Origin of the sequence: Candidatus Competibacter phosphatis (assembly GCF_012939995.1) — a bacterium.
Classification (GTDB): Bacteria; Pseudomonadota; Gammaproteobacteria; order Competibacterales; family Competibacteraceae; genus Competibacter; species Competibacter phosphatis.
Genome location: NZ_SPMZ01000057.1, coordinates 18,327 through 32,606, shown reverse-complemented (window position 1 = coordinate 32,606; position 14,280 = coordinate 18,327). Strand labels below are relative to the sequence as shown.

Here is a 14,280-nt window from a genome sequence, read left to right as displayed (position 1 = left end):
TCGGGACACACGACTCGCGAGCCACCACCAGCAAGTCGTCCAGCGGCAGCAACAAGAGCTTGCGCAACTCCACCACCACAAACTCTTGCAGCGGATTCAGGATCGTCGCCAAGCGGTGCGGCGTGTGCGGGCGATCCCGCACCGTGTCCCGTGCTCGCCAGCGACGAATCGTGGTCTCGCTCACTCCGATCTCCACCGCCAGTTCGGCCGCCGGGCGAGTCGATTGCTGGATGTACGCTCGTTGCTTGGGCGTGGTGGTGGCGTTGGCGTGCAGGCGAATCTCCATCAGGGCCTCCGTAGCGCGAGAATCAGATCGTGTAAGAACCGCCGCGATTCCAGCAAACGGCGGCTCCTAATGTCAATATAATCTCGCGGGACCTGACAGGTAGCCTATCCAACCCGTTCTGATTACATCCAAGAGGAGTTGAATCCATGAACCTGCGTTCCACCCTACTGGGCGGTCTGTTACTACTGGCGCTGGGTGCCTGTTCCAAGGAGCACGACGCACCGAAATCCACCGCCAAACCCGACAATCCGCTGAGCGCGCAAACCGAAGCATTAGACAAAGCGCGCCAACTGGAATCGCAAATCCAGGATGCCGCCCAGCAGCAACGCCAACGCATCGACGAGCAGGCACGATGAAAAAAACGTCTCCTTCGCTAAGCTCGGGAGCGATCGACGCGCGCCATCATGACCGGTAAGGATGAGCCGCCTGATAAACCATCACGACTTCAACGTCGGCTCCAGCACCGCCCAGACGTTATCCAGAATCTGCGGCTGTGCCTCGGCGCGCGGATGCAAGCCATCGTCCTGAATCAGCGCCGGATTGCCCGCCACGCCGTCCAACAAGAATGGGATCAAGGGAATCGCGTAGTGCTGGGCCAGTTCCCCGAACGTCGCTTGAAACTTTTGCGCGTACAGGGGGCCATAATTCGGCGGAATACGCATCTCCGCCAGCAACACCCGCGCGCCGGCCTGCTGGGATCGTTCGATCATCTGTGACAGATTGCGACTCATCGCCATCGGCGGTTGACCGCGCAAACCATCGTTGGCACCCAGTTCCAGAACGACGATGGCGGGACGATGCAGCTCCAGCGCCGCCGGCAGCCGGCTCAGACCTCCGCTGGTGGTGTCGCCGCTGATGCTGGCGTTGACCACCCGGTACGGGAAACCGCGCTCCACCAACCGGCGTTGCAGCAAGCTGACCCAGCCCTTTTCGACCGGTATCCCGTAACCGGCGCTCAAGCTGTCGCCCAACACCAGAATCACCGGCGATTCGGCGCGGGCCGCGGAACCGAATAAAACCATCAGCCCCAACAGCACAATCGGTAAACAAGGTGAGCAATTCGTTTTCATCATCGGAGAACCTGGCAATGCGCGTGGATCATGACCTGGAAGCGGCCAGCGGGGTTAGCGTAACCGCCGCGCCGCCGGTGGACAACCAGTCAGCCAGCGGTATCGTGCGGGCTGAGCGGCTGAGCAAACAGGTCGTCAGCCCGGAAGGTCCGCTGCTCATCCTCGATGACATCAACTTCACCATCGCCAAGGGCGAAAGCGTGGCGGTGGTCGGCGCCTCCGGTTCCGGTAAATCGACCCTATTGGGCCTGCTGGCCGGCTTGGATGTGCCCAGCCAAGGCCGGGTGTGGCTGGCGGGAGTCGATCTTGGCGGCCTGGACGAAGATGGCCGCGCCCTGCTGCGGGCGCGACGAGTCGGTTTCGTGTTCCAGTCCTTCCAACTGCTGACCGGACTGACCGCGCTGGAAAACGTCATGCTGCCGCTGGAGTTGGCTGGCCAACCCGACGCCCGCCGCCAAGCGCTGGAACTGCTGGAACGGGTCGGCTTGCGGGTCCGCGCCCGGCACTATCCCTCGCAACTTTCCGGTGGCGAACAACAGCGAGTGGCCATCGCCCGTGCCTTCGCCGGCAATCCCGACGTGCTATTCGCCGACGAACCGACCGGCAATTTGGACCAGAAAACCGGCCATCGCATCGTCGAACTGCTGTTCGCGCTGAATCGAGAACAGGGTACCACCTTGATTCTGGTCACCCACGATCCCGAACTGGCCGCTTATTGCGATCGGATGTTGGAACTGGACGACGGCCGCTTGCGCGCGGAACCGACTCAACGCCTCCACCCGGTTTGAAGCCATGCCGAAAGCCACAACCACGAATTCCTCGCTCGGAGCCGATTTCCCGAACTGGCGCAATATCGGCCGCATGGCCTTGCGAGCCTTGCGCCGCGATTGGCAATCCGGCGAACTACGAGTACTGGCCATTGCCCTGTTGATTGCCGTCGCCAGTGTCGCCGCCGTCGGTTTTTTCACCGACCGCATCCAGCAGGCCATGGAACGCAAGGCCAGCGAGCTGTTGGGTGCCGATGAAGTGATCTCCGCGCCGAATCCGATTCAAGCACTACTGGCCGATGAGGCCCGCCGACGTGGCCTGCGGATCGCGGAAACCCTGAGTTTTCGCAGCGTGGTGCTGTCTGGCGACCTGACCCAACTGGCCGAAGTCAAGGCGGTCGGCCCCGCTTACCCGTTGCGCGGTATCCTGCAAATCAGCGACCGGCCGTTCGATCCACCCCGCGCCATCGACACCATCCCCGCTCCAGGTCAGGTCTGGCTGGACGAGCGATTGTTGCAGATACTGGGTCTTCAGGTCGGCGACACGGTTCATCTCGGCAGCCGCGAGTTCCAGATTGGGGCGGTGCTAGCCTATGAGCCGGATCGGGCCGGCGATCTGTTCAGCATCGCGCCGCGCCTGATGATGAATTTGGCCGACATTCCTTCGACCCAACTGGTACAGCCCGGTAGCCGGGTCGAATACCGCCTGTTGCTGGCCGGCGAGCCGGCGGCGCTGGTCGCGTTCAACACTTGGGCACAACCTCGGCTAGCGACCGGCGAAAAGCTGCAAGGCGTGCGCGATGCCCGCGCCGAATTGCGGACGGCACTGGAACGGGCGCAGCGATTCTTGAGCCTGGCGGCACTGGTCAGCGTGATTCTGGCCGGCGTCGGGGTGGCCATCGCCGCCCGCCGCTTCGCCGCCCGTCACTGGGACAGCGTCGCCATCCTACGCTGCGTCGGCGCCACCGAAACGCTGATCGTCCGGCTGTTCCTGCTGGAGCTGCTGGCCTTGGCTCTGCTGGCCGGCACGGCAGGCCTGCTGGTCGGATATCTCGCTCAGTACGGCTTAAGCGGCGTGCTCGGCCAACTGCTTGGCAACGGCGATCTGCCAGCGCCGTCCTGGCAACCGATCCTGCCGGCGCTGGCGACCGGTTTCGTGACCCTGCTCGGCTTTGGTCTGCCGCCGTTGCTACGGTTGCGGGAAGTACCGCCGTTGCGGGTGCTACGCCGCGATCTCGGTCCGGTCAACCCACGCTTGCTGGCGCTATACGGTCCCGCCGTGGCGGCGACACTGGCGCTGCTGATCTGGCAAGCGGGGGGAATGGCGGCTGGCGCTGTACGTCTGCGCCGGCGTGACGGGCACGGTGGCGGCGCTGGCGCTGGCGGCCTGGGGCTTGGTGCAAGCGCTGGGTCTGCTGCGCGGTCGGGTCGGGGTGGCCTGGCGATTTGGGCTGGCCAACATCGCCCGGCGCGGATCGGGTAGCGCGGTACAGGTGGTCGCGCTGGGTCTGGGCTTGATGGCACTGCTAATGTTGACCCTGGTACGCACCGATTTGTTGGCCAACTGGCGGGCCAGTCTACCGGCCGATGCGCCCAATCATTTTCTGATCAACATCCAGCCCGGCGAGGTGGCCGGGGTACGCGCCTTCCTGCGCGAGCATGGCTTACACGACGCGGAGCTGTTCCCGATGGTACGCGGGCGGCTGACGGCGATCAACGAGCGGGCGGTGGGACCGGACGATTACGACAATCCGCGCGCCAAGCGCTTGGTGGAGCGGGAGTTCAATCTATCCTGGACCGACCGCTTGCAGGAGGACAATCGCATCCTCGCCGGTCGCTGGTGGAACGCGAGTGATCATGGCCAAGGCGTCGCTTCGGTGGAAACCGGGCTGGCGAAAGAGCTCGGCATCGCCATGGGCGACACCCTGCGCTTCCAGATTGCCGGCCAGGAGTTACCAGCGAAAGTCGTCAGTTTGCGCAGCGTCGAATGGGATTCGTTTCGGGCCAATTTCTTCGTGGTGTTCCCGTCCGGCGTGCTGGATCATTATCCGGCGACCTGGATCACCAGCTTCCATCTACCCGCCGGCCAGAAGCCACTGCTGGCGGACCTGGTGCGCCAGTATCCGTCGGTGACGGTGCTGGACGTGGATGCGCTGATGAGCAAGGTCCGCGAGATCATGGACCGGGTGATCGCCGCCGTCGAATACGTGTTCCTGTTCACCCTGGCGGCCGGACTGGTGGTGTTGTACGCAGCCATTCAGGCCACTCAGGACGAACGCCGCTTCGAAAGCGCCGTGCTGCGCACCCTGGGCGCGCGGCGGGCGGTGGTGCGGCAAAGCCTGCTGGCGGAATTCGCCACGCTGGGGTTGTTGGCCGGGATACTGGCCGCCACCGCCGCAACCGTGCTGGGCTACGTGCTGGCCGCGCGGGTCTTCGAATTCCCCTATCAATGGAATCCATGGATCTGGCCGCTCGGCGGGTGGCGTGGGTGTGCTGGGGGTGGGTTTGGCCGGACTGCTGGGCGCGCGTTCGGCACTGAGCCAGCCCCCCTGGCGCAGTCTGCGGGAATTGTAGCGCTTAGCGCCACGACCGGCCGGGGACCACCGAACTCAGCACGAACAGGAAGGCGGCAGCCAGCACGACCGACGGTCCGGCCGGGGTATCCCAACGCAGCGAAGCCCACAAGCCAAGCCCCACCGCCGCGCAGCCCAGTCCGCTGGCCAGTAGCGCCATGCCTTCCGGCGAGCGGGCGAAACGCCGCGCCGCCGCCGCCGGAATGATCAGCAGCGAGGTAATGAGCAGAATGCCGACCACCTTCATCGCCACGGCGATGACGATGGCAACCAGCAGCATGAACGCCAACCGGACGGGAAAGACCGGCACGCCCTCCACCTGCGCCAGTTCCTCGTGCACGGTGATCGCCAACAGGGGCCGCCACAGCCCGGCCAACGCCCCCAGCGCCAGCAAGGCGCCACCCCAGATCCAGTACAAATCGATTGGGCCGATCGCCAGAATATCGCCGAACAGATAAGCGGTCAGATCGACCCGTACCGTTTCCAGAAACGCCAGCGCGACCAATCCCAGCGACAGCGTGGTGTGGGCGAGAATGCCCAGCAGGGTGTCCGTCGCCAGCCGGCGCTGTCGTTGCAGCAGCACCAGCACCAGCGCCACCACCAAGCAGGTGATCGCCACGCCGAGTTGCAGGTTGAGATTCAGCACGGTACCGAGCACGATGCCCAGCAGCCCCGAATGCGCCAGGGTGTCGCCGAAATAGGCCATGCGCCGCCAGACGATGAACGCACCCAACGGGCCGGCGGCCAGCGCCACGCCAACGCCGCCAAGCAGGGCACGCGCCAGGAAATCATCCACGATCCTGCTCCACGGGCGGACGATGGCCGCCCTCTCCTCCCGACGCGGAAGAAAGAGGCAGGTCCGGCACCACGGCGCCGTGCAGATCGTGATGGTGGTTGTGATGGTGATGGTAAACCGCCAACCGCCGCGCGCCGTCGATGCCGAACAGATCCAGGTAGGCGGGATCGCGGGCGACGTGATCGGGATGACCGGAGCAGCAGACGTGCCGGTTCAGGCACAGAACGTGATCGGTGGTGGCCATCACCAGATGCAGTTCGTGCGAGACCATCAGCATCCCGCAACCATGGGTGCGGCGCAGGCCACCGATCAGGTCGTACAACTCGTATTGACCGTTCAGGTCCACGCCTTGAATCGGTTCGTCCAACACCAGCAAATCGGGCTCGCGCAGCAGGGCACGGGCCAGCATCACCCGTTGCAGTTCGCCACCGGAAACCGCCTGCACCGGCGAATCGAGCACATGGGCGGCGCCGACTTCAGCCAGTACCGCTTGCACTCGCGCCCGCGCCGCCGGAGTACCGAGGGTCACGAAGCGCTGCACGGATAGCGGTAGGGTGCCGTCCAGCGCCAGCCGCTGCGGCATGTAGCCGATCCGCAGGCCAGGCCGCGACCAGACCCGGCCGCTGTCCGGTCGCAGCAAGCCCAGCAACACCCGCACCAGGGTGGATTTACCGGCACCGTTCGGGCCAATCAGGGCGACGATTTCTCCGGCCGCGACCCGCAGGTTGACGTTGTGCAGGATCGGGTTGCCTCGGATGGTCAGGCCGATGTTTTCGGCTGTCAGCAACAGCTCAGTCATGACGCGTCGGCTCCTCCAGGCAGTCCGGGCAGCGGCCGAGAATCTCCACGATCTGCGCCAGCACCTCGAAGCCACGGGCGTCGGTTTCGGCGCGCAGCAATTCGTCGATCGCCGGGTTGCTCAATTCGCTGACTCGGCCGCAATCCCGGCAGATCAGAAACTGGCCACTGTGGTGACTACCCGGCCGCCGGCAGCCGGTGAATACGTTCAGTGAGGCCAGCCGATGGATCAAGCCCTGCGCCAACAGAAAATCCAGTGCCCGGTACACGGTGGGCGGCGCACCTTGGCGGCCGTCGTCACGCAACACGTCGAGAATGGTGTACGCACCCAGCGGCGTGGCGCTGCTCCAGATGATTTCCAGCACGCGCCGGCGCAAGTCGGTAAGGCGGGCGCCACGCTGTTGGCACAAGGCTTCCGCCCGCGCCAGCGCCTGTTGCGCATCGATCGAAGGTGCACAGCTCAGATCCCCGGCTTGCCGCATGGAAGGCTCCATCATTTCAGCTTGACTGAATGTTTGAAGTGTTATCTTATAACAAATGTTATTCTATAACATAACATCAGGAGTGAAGCGATGCAGTTTAATCCAATGGGATCGGGCGTACTGAAAAAACTGTTGGGAGGATTGCTGTTCCTGCCGCTGGTCGCCTTGGCCACCCAGCCCCAGATCGTGACCAGCATCAAGCCGGTACACTCGTTGGTGGCCGGCGTCATGCAGGGCGTGGGCGAACCGCTGTTGCTGGTGTCCGGCGGTGCTTCGCCGCACGACTATAGCCTGAAGCCCTCGGAGGCCCGCGCCATCGATCAGGCTCAAGTGGTGTTCTGGATCGGGCCGGACCTGGAGAGCTTTCTGATCCGGCCGCTGGATAACGTCAAGAACAAGGTCCGCATCGTGGCGTTGTTGGACGCTCCAGGCATGACGGTGCTACCGCTGCGAGAGGGCGGCGCCTGGGAACCACATGGGCATGAACATGGGCATGACGAACACGGCCACGAAACACCGGAAGACGGCGACGATCATGAGCATGAGCATGTTCACCAGGCCGATCACGATCCCCATGTCTGGCTGGACCCGGTCAACGCCATTGCCATGGTGCGTCGGATCATGACCGTGCTGGGTGAGGTGGATGTCGCTCATCGCGCCGATTATCAACGCAACGGCGCGGCGCTGATCGAACGCCTCGACCGCTTGAACCAGCGACTGGCCACGGAACTGGCGCCGGTCAGACAGCAGCCTTACCTGGTGTTTCACGACGCCTATCAATATTTCGAACAACGCTACGACCTGGACGCGATCGGTTCGGTGACGATGAGCGCGGAGCGGCGGCCCGGCGCCAAGCGGGTAGCGGACATTCAGGCCCGTATCCGCGATCTTCAGGTACGTTGCGTGTTCAGTGAGCCGCAGTTCCAACCGGCGTTGGTGGAAACGATCATCGCCGGCAGTGCTGCCCGCCGCGGCGTGCTCGATCCACTGGGCGCGGAATTGCCGCCAGGTCCCGACGCCTATTTCCAGCTCCTGCAAGGACTTGCCGCCTCGTTGCGCGCCTGTCTGAGCGGTGTCTAAATGATCGATCCTCACAAGTTGCACACTAGTGTCGCAGTTTCCTTCTAGAATAATCCGTGCTTGACGCATAACCACCGAGCGTTACATCGGATGGCCAAGCGCAACTGGCCATTGGATTTTTGAGGCATTCTAAAAAGCTAAAGGCGGATAACGATGACTGAAACGCTTGCGGGCTTTGTGGCCTATCGCGCGAATGAAGGTGAGGAGTACATGAACGACCAGCAAAAAAAACCACTTTCGCGCCATCCTGCTGGCCTGGAAACAGGAACTGATGGAAGAAGGTCGACGCGCCGTGACCAACATGCAGGACGAACCGTTGAACCTGCCGGACCCGAATGACCGGGCCAGTCAGGAAGAGGAATTTACGATCAACCTGCGCGCCCGCGACCGGGAGCGCAAGCTATTGCGCAAGATCGACAAGGCGCTCGGTCGGCTCGCCAGCGACGATTATGGCTACTGCGAGGGCTGTGGCGTGGAAATCGGCCTGCGCCGGCTGGAAGCGCGGCCCACGGCGGAGCTGTGCATCGACTGCAAGCATCTGGAAGAGGAAAAGGAAAAAAGCCAGGCGGCGTGAACGATCCACCGAGTCTGCCACCGCAATTGCGCAGACGCACCGCCATTTCGACCACGCCGTGGACGCGGCCCCCGGCGGCACGATCTTCGTCGGCGAGGTGAAACGAGAGTGGCGTTTCCATATCGAGCGTTATCGACAACCGATGTCGTTATTGCCCGAGGAAAGCTCTAAGATATTGAAAAAGCGTAAGAACCGCTGAGCCAGCAGGAGGTATCGCCATGTCCGCCGTGATGGAAAAAGCGACGCGTTCGGATGATTTATATGCCCAACTGGAAGCTTTGCCAGCCAACCTGACCGGCGAAATCATCAACGGGCGCTTGTACGCGCAACCACGCCCCGCCAATCCACATGCATTAGCCAGTTCGGGCTTGGGAATGGATATTGGCTCCGCCTATCACAGGGGGCGTGGTGGACCGGGGGGGATGGTGGATTCTGGACGAGCCGGAAATTCACTTCATCCGCGATACCGAAGTGCTGGTTCCCGATCTCGCCGGTTGGCGACGGGAACGGATGCCGCGTCTGCCCCGCGATCATCGAATCGAAGTCGTGCCGGATTGGGTCTGCGAAATCCTGTCGCCGTCCACCGCCAAGACGGATCGTGTGATCAAAATGCCGGTTTATGCCCGCCATGGCGTGCCGTATCTCTGGCTGGTGGACCCGCTGGCGCATACTCTGGAAGTGTTCGCCCTGCGCGAAGAACGCTGGACGGTGATCGGGCTGTTTCAGGAACAGGACGCTGTTAGTGTCGAGCCGTTTACCGACATTGCCCTGGAATTGGGTGCGCTGTGGACAGACCTGGAAGAGTCATAAGGTTACGTTGATTAAACCCGCCAGCAGGGCTTGGCCAGACGGGGAACGAGGTTCCAACCGGCAGATGCGGCCCTCGCCGGCGTAGCCGAGGGTGACTTCCAGATCGGCCGGGGGCAGTTCGCCGGGACCGTGTTCCGGCCACTCGATCAGCAGCACCGCCTCGCCGTCGATCTGATCGCGCAACCCCAGATACTCCAGTTCCTCGGGATCGGCCAATCGGTATAGATCCCAGTGAAACAGCCGCCAGCCATTCAACTGATAAGGTTCCACCAACGTGAAGGTGGGACTTTTCACCGTGCCGCGATGGCCAAGGGCACGCAGCAGGCCACGCGTCAGCGTGGTCTTGCCGGCGCCCAGATCGCCGCTCAGGTAGAGCACGCAGCCGGGCGTCAGCCCGTCGGCCAATCGTGCCCCCAAAGCTTCGGTGGCGGCGGCGGAATCGAGATCAAGTTCCAACATGGTTCAGACGTTCACCAGTTGCCGCAAACAGGGCAGCAGATCGGTGGCCATCAGACCTCGCTCACCGCCCTCCCGCGCCGCCAGATCGCCAGCTCGCCCGTGCAGATAGGCGCCGGCCTGGGCCGCCGCGAACGGCGGCAGTCCCTGCGCCAGCAACGCGGCGATGACCCCGGTCAATACGTCGCCCATGCCACCGCTGGCCATGCCCGGATTGCCGACCGCGCAAAGCGCCACCAACCCGTCCGCCTTGCTGGCGATCAGCGAACCGGCACCCTTGAGTACCGCCACGCCGCCGAAACGCAGCGCCAGCTCCTCGACGGCGGCGAAGCGGTCGGCTTCGACCTCGGCCGGAGTCATTTTCAGCAGTCGGGCGGCTTCGCCGGGGTGCGGCGTCAGTATCCAATGGTCGCGAAAAACCGGCTCGGCAGCCAACAGATTCAGCGCGTCGGCGTCCACCACCAGCGGTTTGTCACTGGCGAGGACGGCGTGTAGCAAGGTTCGGCCCCAAGCGCCGCGACCCAGTCCCGGCCCGATGGCGACCACTGTCGCCCGGTCCAGCAGCGAGGTCAATTCGGCTGGCGTTTCGACGCCGTGGAACATCAGTTCCGGTCGGACCGCCGCCTGTAAACCAGCGTGAGCGGCCCGAGTGGCGATGCTGGTCAGCCCCGCGCCGCAGCGGGCGGCGGCTTCGGCCGCCATCCGCGCCGCGCCCGCCATCCCCAAGTCGCCGCCGACCACCAGCACATGGCCGAAGTGCCCTTTGTGGGCGCTGCGCCGACGACGCGGCAGCAGCGCCGGCAAGTCTTCGCCATCGTAACGCCAACTGGCGGGATGCAACGCCGGATAAATGTCGGGCGGCACGCCGAGATCCGCAAAACCGATGTCGCCGCAACAGGCCGGTCCTTGTCCGGTGAACAGACCTTGCTTGAGGCCGATGAAGGTCAGAGTGGCCGCCGCGTGGATCGCTGTACCCAGGATTGCCCCAGTGTCGGCGTGCAGGCCGGAAGGGATATCGAGCGCCAGGATATCGGCGGGGCTGGCGTTCATTGCTTCGATGGCTTCTCGCCAGAGGCCGCTGACCTCCCGTTCCAGGCCGGTGCCGAGAATAGCATCGACGATCAGATCGACATCATGCAATTCGGCGGTATTGAACGGCACGATCACGATCTCGGCGGCGCGGGCGTCCCGCCAGGCAATTTGCGCGTCGCCGCGCAATGTGGCCGGGTCGGCGACCGCCAGCACCCGGACATCGCACCCGGCTTGACGGGCCAGTCGCGCCACCACGTAGCCATCGCCACCGTTGTTGCCACCGCCGCAGACCACCACGATCCGCCGCGCTTTCGGCCAGCGCTGGCCCAACAGTTGGCATGCCGCTTCGCCGGCCCGGCTCATCAAGGTATAACCGGGAATGCCGCGTTCCGCGATGGCGATGCGATCCAGTTCCCGCACCTGAGCGGCGCGGTACAGTTCGACGGGCAATTCACGCATGGGAGACCTCCTTCGCCGCCTCGATTGGGGCACAATAAGCCAACCTTCTTCTTATTAATTCTACTCGCTTCCATGACCGTTGCCGCAGACGACGCCCAGCTCGCCGAACTAGCCGCCACCATCAAAACATGGGGGCGCGAACTCGGGTTCCAACAGGTCGGTATCGCCGATATCGATTTGAGCACACATGAGGCGCGGCTGCTCGACTGGCTGGCCGGAGGCTTTCACGGCGAAATGGACTACATGGCCCGGCACGGACTCAAGCGCGGCCGACCGGCGGAACTGCTACCGGGCACGGTACGAGTGATCGCGGCCCGGATGGATTATCTACCGCCAGCCGCCGCCGCGTCCTGGAGCGTGCTGAACCAGCCCGAACTGGGCTATGTGTCGCGCTATGCCCTGGGCCGGGATTATCACAAGGTATTGCGACAGCGCTTGCAACGGCTGGCCGAACGCATCGCCGCCGCCATTGGTCCATTTGGTTATCGGGTGTTTACCGACAGCGCCCCGGTGCTGGAAAAAGCGCTGGCGGAGAAAGCCGGGTTGGGCTGGATCGGCAAGCACAGCAATTTGCTGGATCGCCGCATCGGTTCGTGGTTCTTTCTTGGCGAGATTTACGTAGATCTGCCGCTGCCGACGGACCGGCCAACCGGCGCGCATTGTGGCCGCTGCACCGCCTGCCTGGATATCTGTCCGACCCAGGCCATCGTCGCACCGTACCGGGTGGACGCCCGCCGCTGTATTTCCTACCACACCATCGAACTGCGCGGGCCGATTCCCCCGGAGTTTCGCCGTGCCATCGGCAATCGCATTTACGGTTGTGACGATTGCCAGTTGGTTTGCCCCTGGAATCGCTTCGCTCAACCGAGCGGCGAGCCGGATTTCCGTATCCGACACGGGCTGGATGCACCGCGCTTGATCGAACTGTTCGGCTGGGACGAGGCGAAATTCCTGCGCCGCACCGAGGGCAGCGCCATTCGTCGGATTGGCCATGAGCGCTGGTTGCGCAACATCGCCGTGGCCCTGGGCAACGCGCCGCGTTCGGTAGCGGTGGTGACCACCTTGCAAGGCCGGATGGCGCATCCGTCGGCGCTGGTGCGGGAACACGTCGCCTGGGCACTGACGGAGCAAGCGAGCAAGTCAGTCGATACGAGTGGGTTGTAAGGTTTTTACGAGGCCACCCACGTTCTTGGAGGGAGGGGTATTCTCAACTTCGACCGCGCGGCGCTCCCTTGCTGCTTGACACCAGGATCACTCGTCGTCGTCGAACTGGTAATCCTTGAGGCGACGCTTCAGCGTGGACAACGGAATACCCAACTCGCGGGCAACGGCCGCCTTGTTGTTTCTGTTGCGTCCCATGGCGTCCAGAATCATCTGCCGTTCCATTTCCTTGAGGTGAGCGCGAGCATCGGCCGCGCTCGGCTGCGACGGCGGGGCGGAAATCGGCTCGGCTTGGGCTGGAAAGGGAGCCGAGGCGATGGGCGCCGCTGGCGCCGCTAGTGCCGCTGGCGCCGCTGCCTCGCGCGGCAAGCGCAGATCCGCCGGACCAATCTCCCGCTCGCCGCACATCACCGCCGCCCGCTCCAGCACATTGCGCAATTCCCGCACATTGCCCGGCCACGAGTAATTCTGCAGCGCCGCCATGGCCGCCGCCGAAATCTGGCAGCTCAACTGCAACTGCTTGCACAGGTGGCGAGCGATCTGCGGAATATCCTCGCGAACCTCCCGCAGCGCGGGCAACTCGATCGGCACCACCGACAGGCGATAGAACAGATCGGCGCGGAAGGCGCCGGCGCGGACCATGGCCGTCAGGTCACGGTGGGTGGCGGTGATGACGCGCACGTCCACCCGGGCGGATTTATCGGACCCGATCGGCGTAACCTCGCGGCTTTCCAGCACTCGAAGCAGCCGCGGCTGCAAATCCAGTGGCAGCTCGCCGATTTCGTCGATGAACAAGGTACCGGTGTGCGCCTGGCGGAATGCGCCCTCGCGCGAACCGGTGGCGCCGGTGAATGCGCCCTTGATATGGCCGAACAAGTCGTTGCGCACCATCTCGGGCTCGGTCACCGAGGCGTCGAATACCACCAGTGGCCCGGTACGGCCCGACAGGGCGTGCAGGGTACGGGCCACCAACTCCTTGCCAGAGCCCGACTCGCCGTGCAGATGCACGGTGGTCGGCGTGGCGGCCACGGCTTGGATCATGCCGTACAGTTCCCGCATCCGCTCGCTCGCGCCCACCAGTTCGCCCAATCGGTCCTGGCGCGATACCGCCACCTTACGCTCCTCGGTGTGCTGGCGGATCAACAGCCGAGAGTAACCGAGTCGGCATTCGGCGTTCGGGGGAATATAGGCTTCGGTGATGCGTATATCATTGATAAACGTACCGTTGGTGGAATTGAGGTCGCGCAGCATCAACCCGTTCGGGGTCATGCGAATTTCCGCGTGCCGACGAGAAACCGCGCGGTCGCTCAACACGATGTCGTTGTCCAACGCCGAGCCCATGCATACCGTCGGCAGGCCAAGACTGGTTTCCAGGCCAGCGTCCGGGCCGGCGATTACGCGCAGCTCGATCGCCTCGAACTTGACCCGCAACCGAGACTGGGTGGAAGCGACGATAATCTCGGTGCCATTGCTGGACGGAAGGGATGAGGACATTGCAACCACCGGAGGAACGTTGATGCGCTTATATTAGTTCAATCTAGGCTGTGGGCAATCGACAATGCAAGATCGCGGGTGGTGACGAAGCCGCTTAAGCGACGAGACGATCAATAACGGTTGGCGTGCCAATACAATACCCAACAGTAACTTACTTTTCACAATGCGTACGATTTTACTCTAGATTCTGAGCGATTAACTAGGCGATTGACGGACTCGACGTTGGATAAGCCCGACGCCGGGAAAATCGATCGAGTATCGCCATAAAGGACATGGCCTGATGTGCCTACGCAAGATCATCACCCCAGACAGCACCACGGAACAATGGACGCACAATGATCGCAAGATGACTCTCTCGATACGTGTGCGTCGCGCTGAACCCTTGCCGTCACCGACTGCCCAATGGCCGAAACCGCAATCTTGGAATCGACCAAACCCGGAG

General features: G+C 63.5%; 14 protein-coding genes and 3 pseudogenes. 9 read left to right on the top strand and 8 right to left on the bottom strand.

Annotated features, from left to right (window positions below; all coding sequences use genetic code 11):
• Positions 1-286 (bottom strand): annotated as a pseudogene (locus E4P82_RS16695) (IS481 family transposase); the annotation flags it as partial.
• A 146-nt stretch (positions 287-432) separates the two neighbouring features.
• On the opposite strand from E4P82_RS16695, the gene E4P82_RS16690 reads away from it, so the two are divergent.
• Positions 433-642 carry a hypothetical protein gene (locus E4P82_RS16690; RefSeq protein WP_169249941.1) on the top strand — a complete coding sequence of 70 codons (210 nt, stop codon included), beginning with the start codon at positions 433-435 and terminating at the stop codon, positions 640-642.
• Between the two features lie 81 nt (positions 643-723).
• Here E4P82_RS16690 and E4P82_RS16685 read toward each other — a convergent pair whose 3' ends face one another.
• On the bottom strand, positions 724-1,359 hold the full coding sequence (locus tag E4P82_RS16685; protein WP_420887135.1) for an arylesterase: 636 nt from the start codon (positions 1,357-1,359) through the stop codon (positions 724-726).
• 14 nt (positions 1,360-1,373) lie between these two features.
• Between E4P82_RS16685 and E4P82_RS16680 the strand changes: the two genes are divergently transcribed.
• From E4P82_RS16680 to E4P82_RS23260, 3 genes and pseudogenes are all read left to right on the top strand, one after another.
• Positions 1,374-2,144, top strand: a complete 771-nt coding sequence (locus tag E4P82_RS16680; protein WP_169249940.1) for an ABC transporter ATP-binding protein — start codon at positions 1,374-1,376, stop codon at positions 2,142-2,144.
• Positions 2,145-2,148: 4 nt separating this feature from the next.
• Positions 2,149-3,606: an ABC transporter permease gene (locus E4P82_RS23265; protein ID WP_312915442.1), complete on the top strand. Its 1,458-nt coding sequence runs from the start codon at positions 2,149-2,151 to the stop codon at positions 3,604-3,606.
• A 34-nt stretch (positions 3,607-3,640) separates the two neighbouring features.
• Positions 3,641-4,537, top strand: a pseudogene (locus E4P82_RS23260) (ABC transporter permease); the annotation flags it as partial.
• 163 nt (positions 4,538-4,700) lie between these two features.
• Here the strand turns inward: E4P82_RS23260 and znuB are convergent.
• Genes znuB through E4P82_RS16660 form a run of 3 tightly spaced genes read right to left on the bottom strand, consistent with a single transcriptional unit; the run spans position 4,701 to position 6,772 of the window.
• On the bottom strand, positions 4,701-5,492 hold the full coding sequence (gene znuB / locus E4P82_RS16670; RefSeq protein WP_169249939.1) for a zinc ABC transporter permease subunit ZnuB: 792 nt from the start codon (positions 5,490-5,492) through the stop codon (positions 4,701-4,703).
• A complete protein-coding gene (znuC, locus tag E4P82_RS16665) occupies positions 5,485-6,291 on the bottom strand; it encodes a zinc ABC transporter ATP-binding protein ZnuC (protein ID WP_169249938.1) in 807 nt (268 codons plus the stop codon). The genes znuB and znuC overlap by 8 nt, the downstream gene beginning before the upstream one ends.
• Entirely contained in the window at positions 6,284-6,772 is a 489-nt protein-coding gene (locus E4P82_RS16660) for a Fur family transcriptional regulator (RefSeq protein WP_246327652.1), read from the bottom strand. The genes znuC and E4P82_RS16660 overlap by 8 nt, the downstream gene beginning before the upstream one ends.
• 90 nt (positions 6,773-6,862) lie before the next feature.
• Here E4P82_RS16660 and E4P82_RS16655 point away from each other — a divergent pair, with 90 nt between their 5' ends.
• From E4P82_RS16655 to E4P82_RS16640, 4 genes and pseudogenes are all read left to right on the top strand, one after another.
• Positions 6,863-7,852, top strand: coding sequence for a zinc ABC transporter substrate-binding protein (locus E4P82_RS16655; protein WP_246327651.1), 990 nt, complete (start codon positions 6,863-6,865; stop codon positions 7,850-7,852).
• 153 nt (positions 7,853-8,005) lie between these two features.
• Positions 8,006-8,426: pseudogene (gene dksA / locus E4P82_RS16650) on the top strand (RNA polymerase-binding protein DksA).
• A gap of 58 nt (positions 8,427-8,484) precedes the next feature.
• Complete coding sequence (locus E4P82_RS16645) at positions 8,485-8,625, top strand: hypothetical protein (RefSeq protein ID WP_169249936.1); 141 nt, start codon at positions 8,485-8,487, stop codon at positions 8,623-8,625.
• 182 nt (positions 8,626-8,807) lie between these two features.
• On the top strand, positions 8,808-9,236 hold the full coding sequence (locus tag E4P82_RS16640) for a Uma2 family endonuclease (protein ID WP_420887134.1): 429 nt from the start codon (positions 8,808-8,810) through the stop codon (positions 9,234-9,236).
• Here E4P82_RS16640 and tsaE read toward each other — a convergent pair.
• Together tsaE and E4P82_RS16630 are read right to left on the bottom strand one after the other, a co-directional pair.
• On the bottom strand, positions 9,231-9,695 hold the full coding sequence (gene tsaE / locus E4P82_RS16635; protein WP_169249935.1) for a tRNA (adenosine(37)-N6)-threonylcarbamoyltransferase complex ATPase subunit type 1 TsaE: 465 nt from the start codon (positions 9,693-9,695) through the stop codon (positions 9,231-9,233). The two genes, E4P82_RS16640 and tsaE, sit on opposite strands and share 6 nt — an antisense overlap.
• A gap of 3 nt (positions 9,696-9,698) precedes the next feature.
• Positions 9,699-11,183: an NAD(P)H-hydrate dehydratase gene (locus E4P82_RS16630; protein WP_169249934.1), complete on the bottom strand. Its 1,485-nt coding sequence runs from the start codon at positions 11,181-11,183 to the stop codon at positions 9,699-9,701.
• Between the two features lie 72 nt (positions 11,184-11,255).
• Between E4P82_RS16630 and queG the strand changes: the two genes are divergently transcribed.
• Complete coding sequence (gene queG, locus E4P82_RS16625) at positions 11,256-12,347, top strand: tRNA epoxyqueuosine(34) reductase QueG (protein ID WP_169249933.1); 1,092 nt, start codon at positions 11,256-11,258, stop codon at positions 12,345-12,347.
• A gap of 87 nt (positions 12,348-12,434) precedes the next feature.
• Here the strand turns inward: queG and E4P82_RS16620 are convergent, their stop codons facing one another.
• Positions 12,435-13,838, bottom strand: coding sequence for a sigma 54-interacting transcriptional regulator (locus E4P82_RS16620; RefSeq protein WP_169249932.1), 1,404 nt, complete (start codon positions 13,836-13,838; stop codon positions 12,435-12,437).
• Between the last annotated feature and the right edge of the window lie 442 nt (positions 13,839-14,280).

Bases quoted from the DNA above. Each gene is read 5' to 3' on its own strand.
- E4P82_RS16660 (WP_246327652.1), bottom strand. From the start codon at position 6,772: ATGCGGCAAGCCGGGGATCTGAGCTGTGCACCTTCGATCGATGCGCAA.
- E4P82_RS16680 (WP_169249940.1), top strand. From the start codon at position 1,374: ATGCGCGTGGATCATGACCTGGAAGCGGCCAGCGGGGTTAGCGTAACC.
- E4P82_RS23265 (WP_312915442.1), top strand. From the start codon at position 2,149: ATGCCGAAAGCCACAACCACGAATTCCTCGCTCGGAGCCGATTTCCCG.
- E4P82_RS16620 (WP_169249932.1), bottom strand. From the start codon at position 13,838: ATGTCCTCATCCCTTCCGTCCAGCAATGGCACCGAGATTATCGTCGCT.
- tsaE (WP_169249935.1), bottom strand. From the start codon at position 9,695: ATGTTGGAACTTGATCTCGATTCCGCCGCCGCCACCGAAGCTTTGGGG.
- E4P82_RS16655 (WP_246327651.1), top strand. From the start codon at position 6,863: ATGCAGTTTAATCCAATGGGATCGGGCGTACTGAAAAAACTGTTGGGA.
- E4P82_RS16630 (WP_169249934.1), bottom strand. From the start codon at position 11,183: ATGCGTGAATTGCCCGTCGAACTGTACCGCGCCGCTCAGGTGCGGGAA.
- znuC (WP_169249938.1), bottom strand. From the start codon at position 6,291: ATGACTGAGCTGTTGCTGACAGCCGAAAACATCGGCCTGACCATCCGA.
- E4P82_RS16690 (WP_169249941.1), top strand. From the start codon at position 433: ATGAACCTGCGTTCCACCCTACTGGGCGGTCTGTTACTACTGGCGCTG.
- E4P82_RS16685 (WP_420887135.1), bottom strand. From the start codon at position 1,359: ATGATGAAAACGAATTGCTCACCTTGTTTACCGATTGTGCTGTTGGGG.
- queG (WP_169249933.1), top strand. From the start codon at position 11,256: ATGACCGTTGCCGCAGACGACGCCCAGCTCGCCGAACTAGCCGCCACC.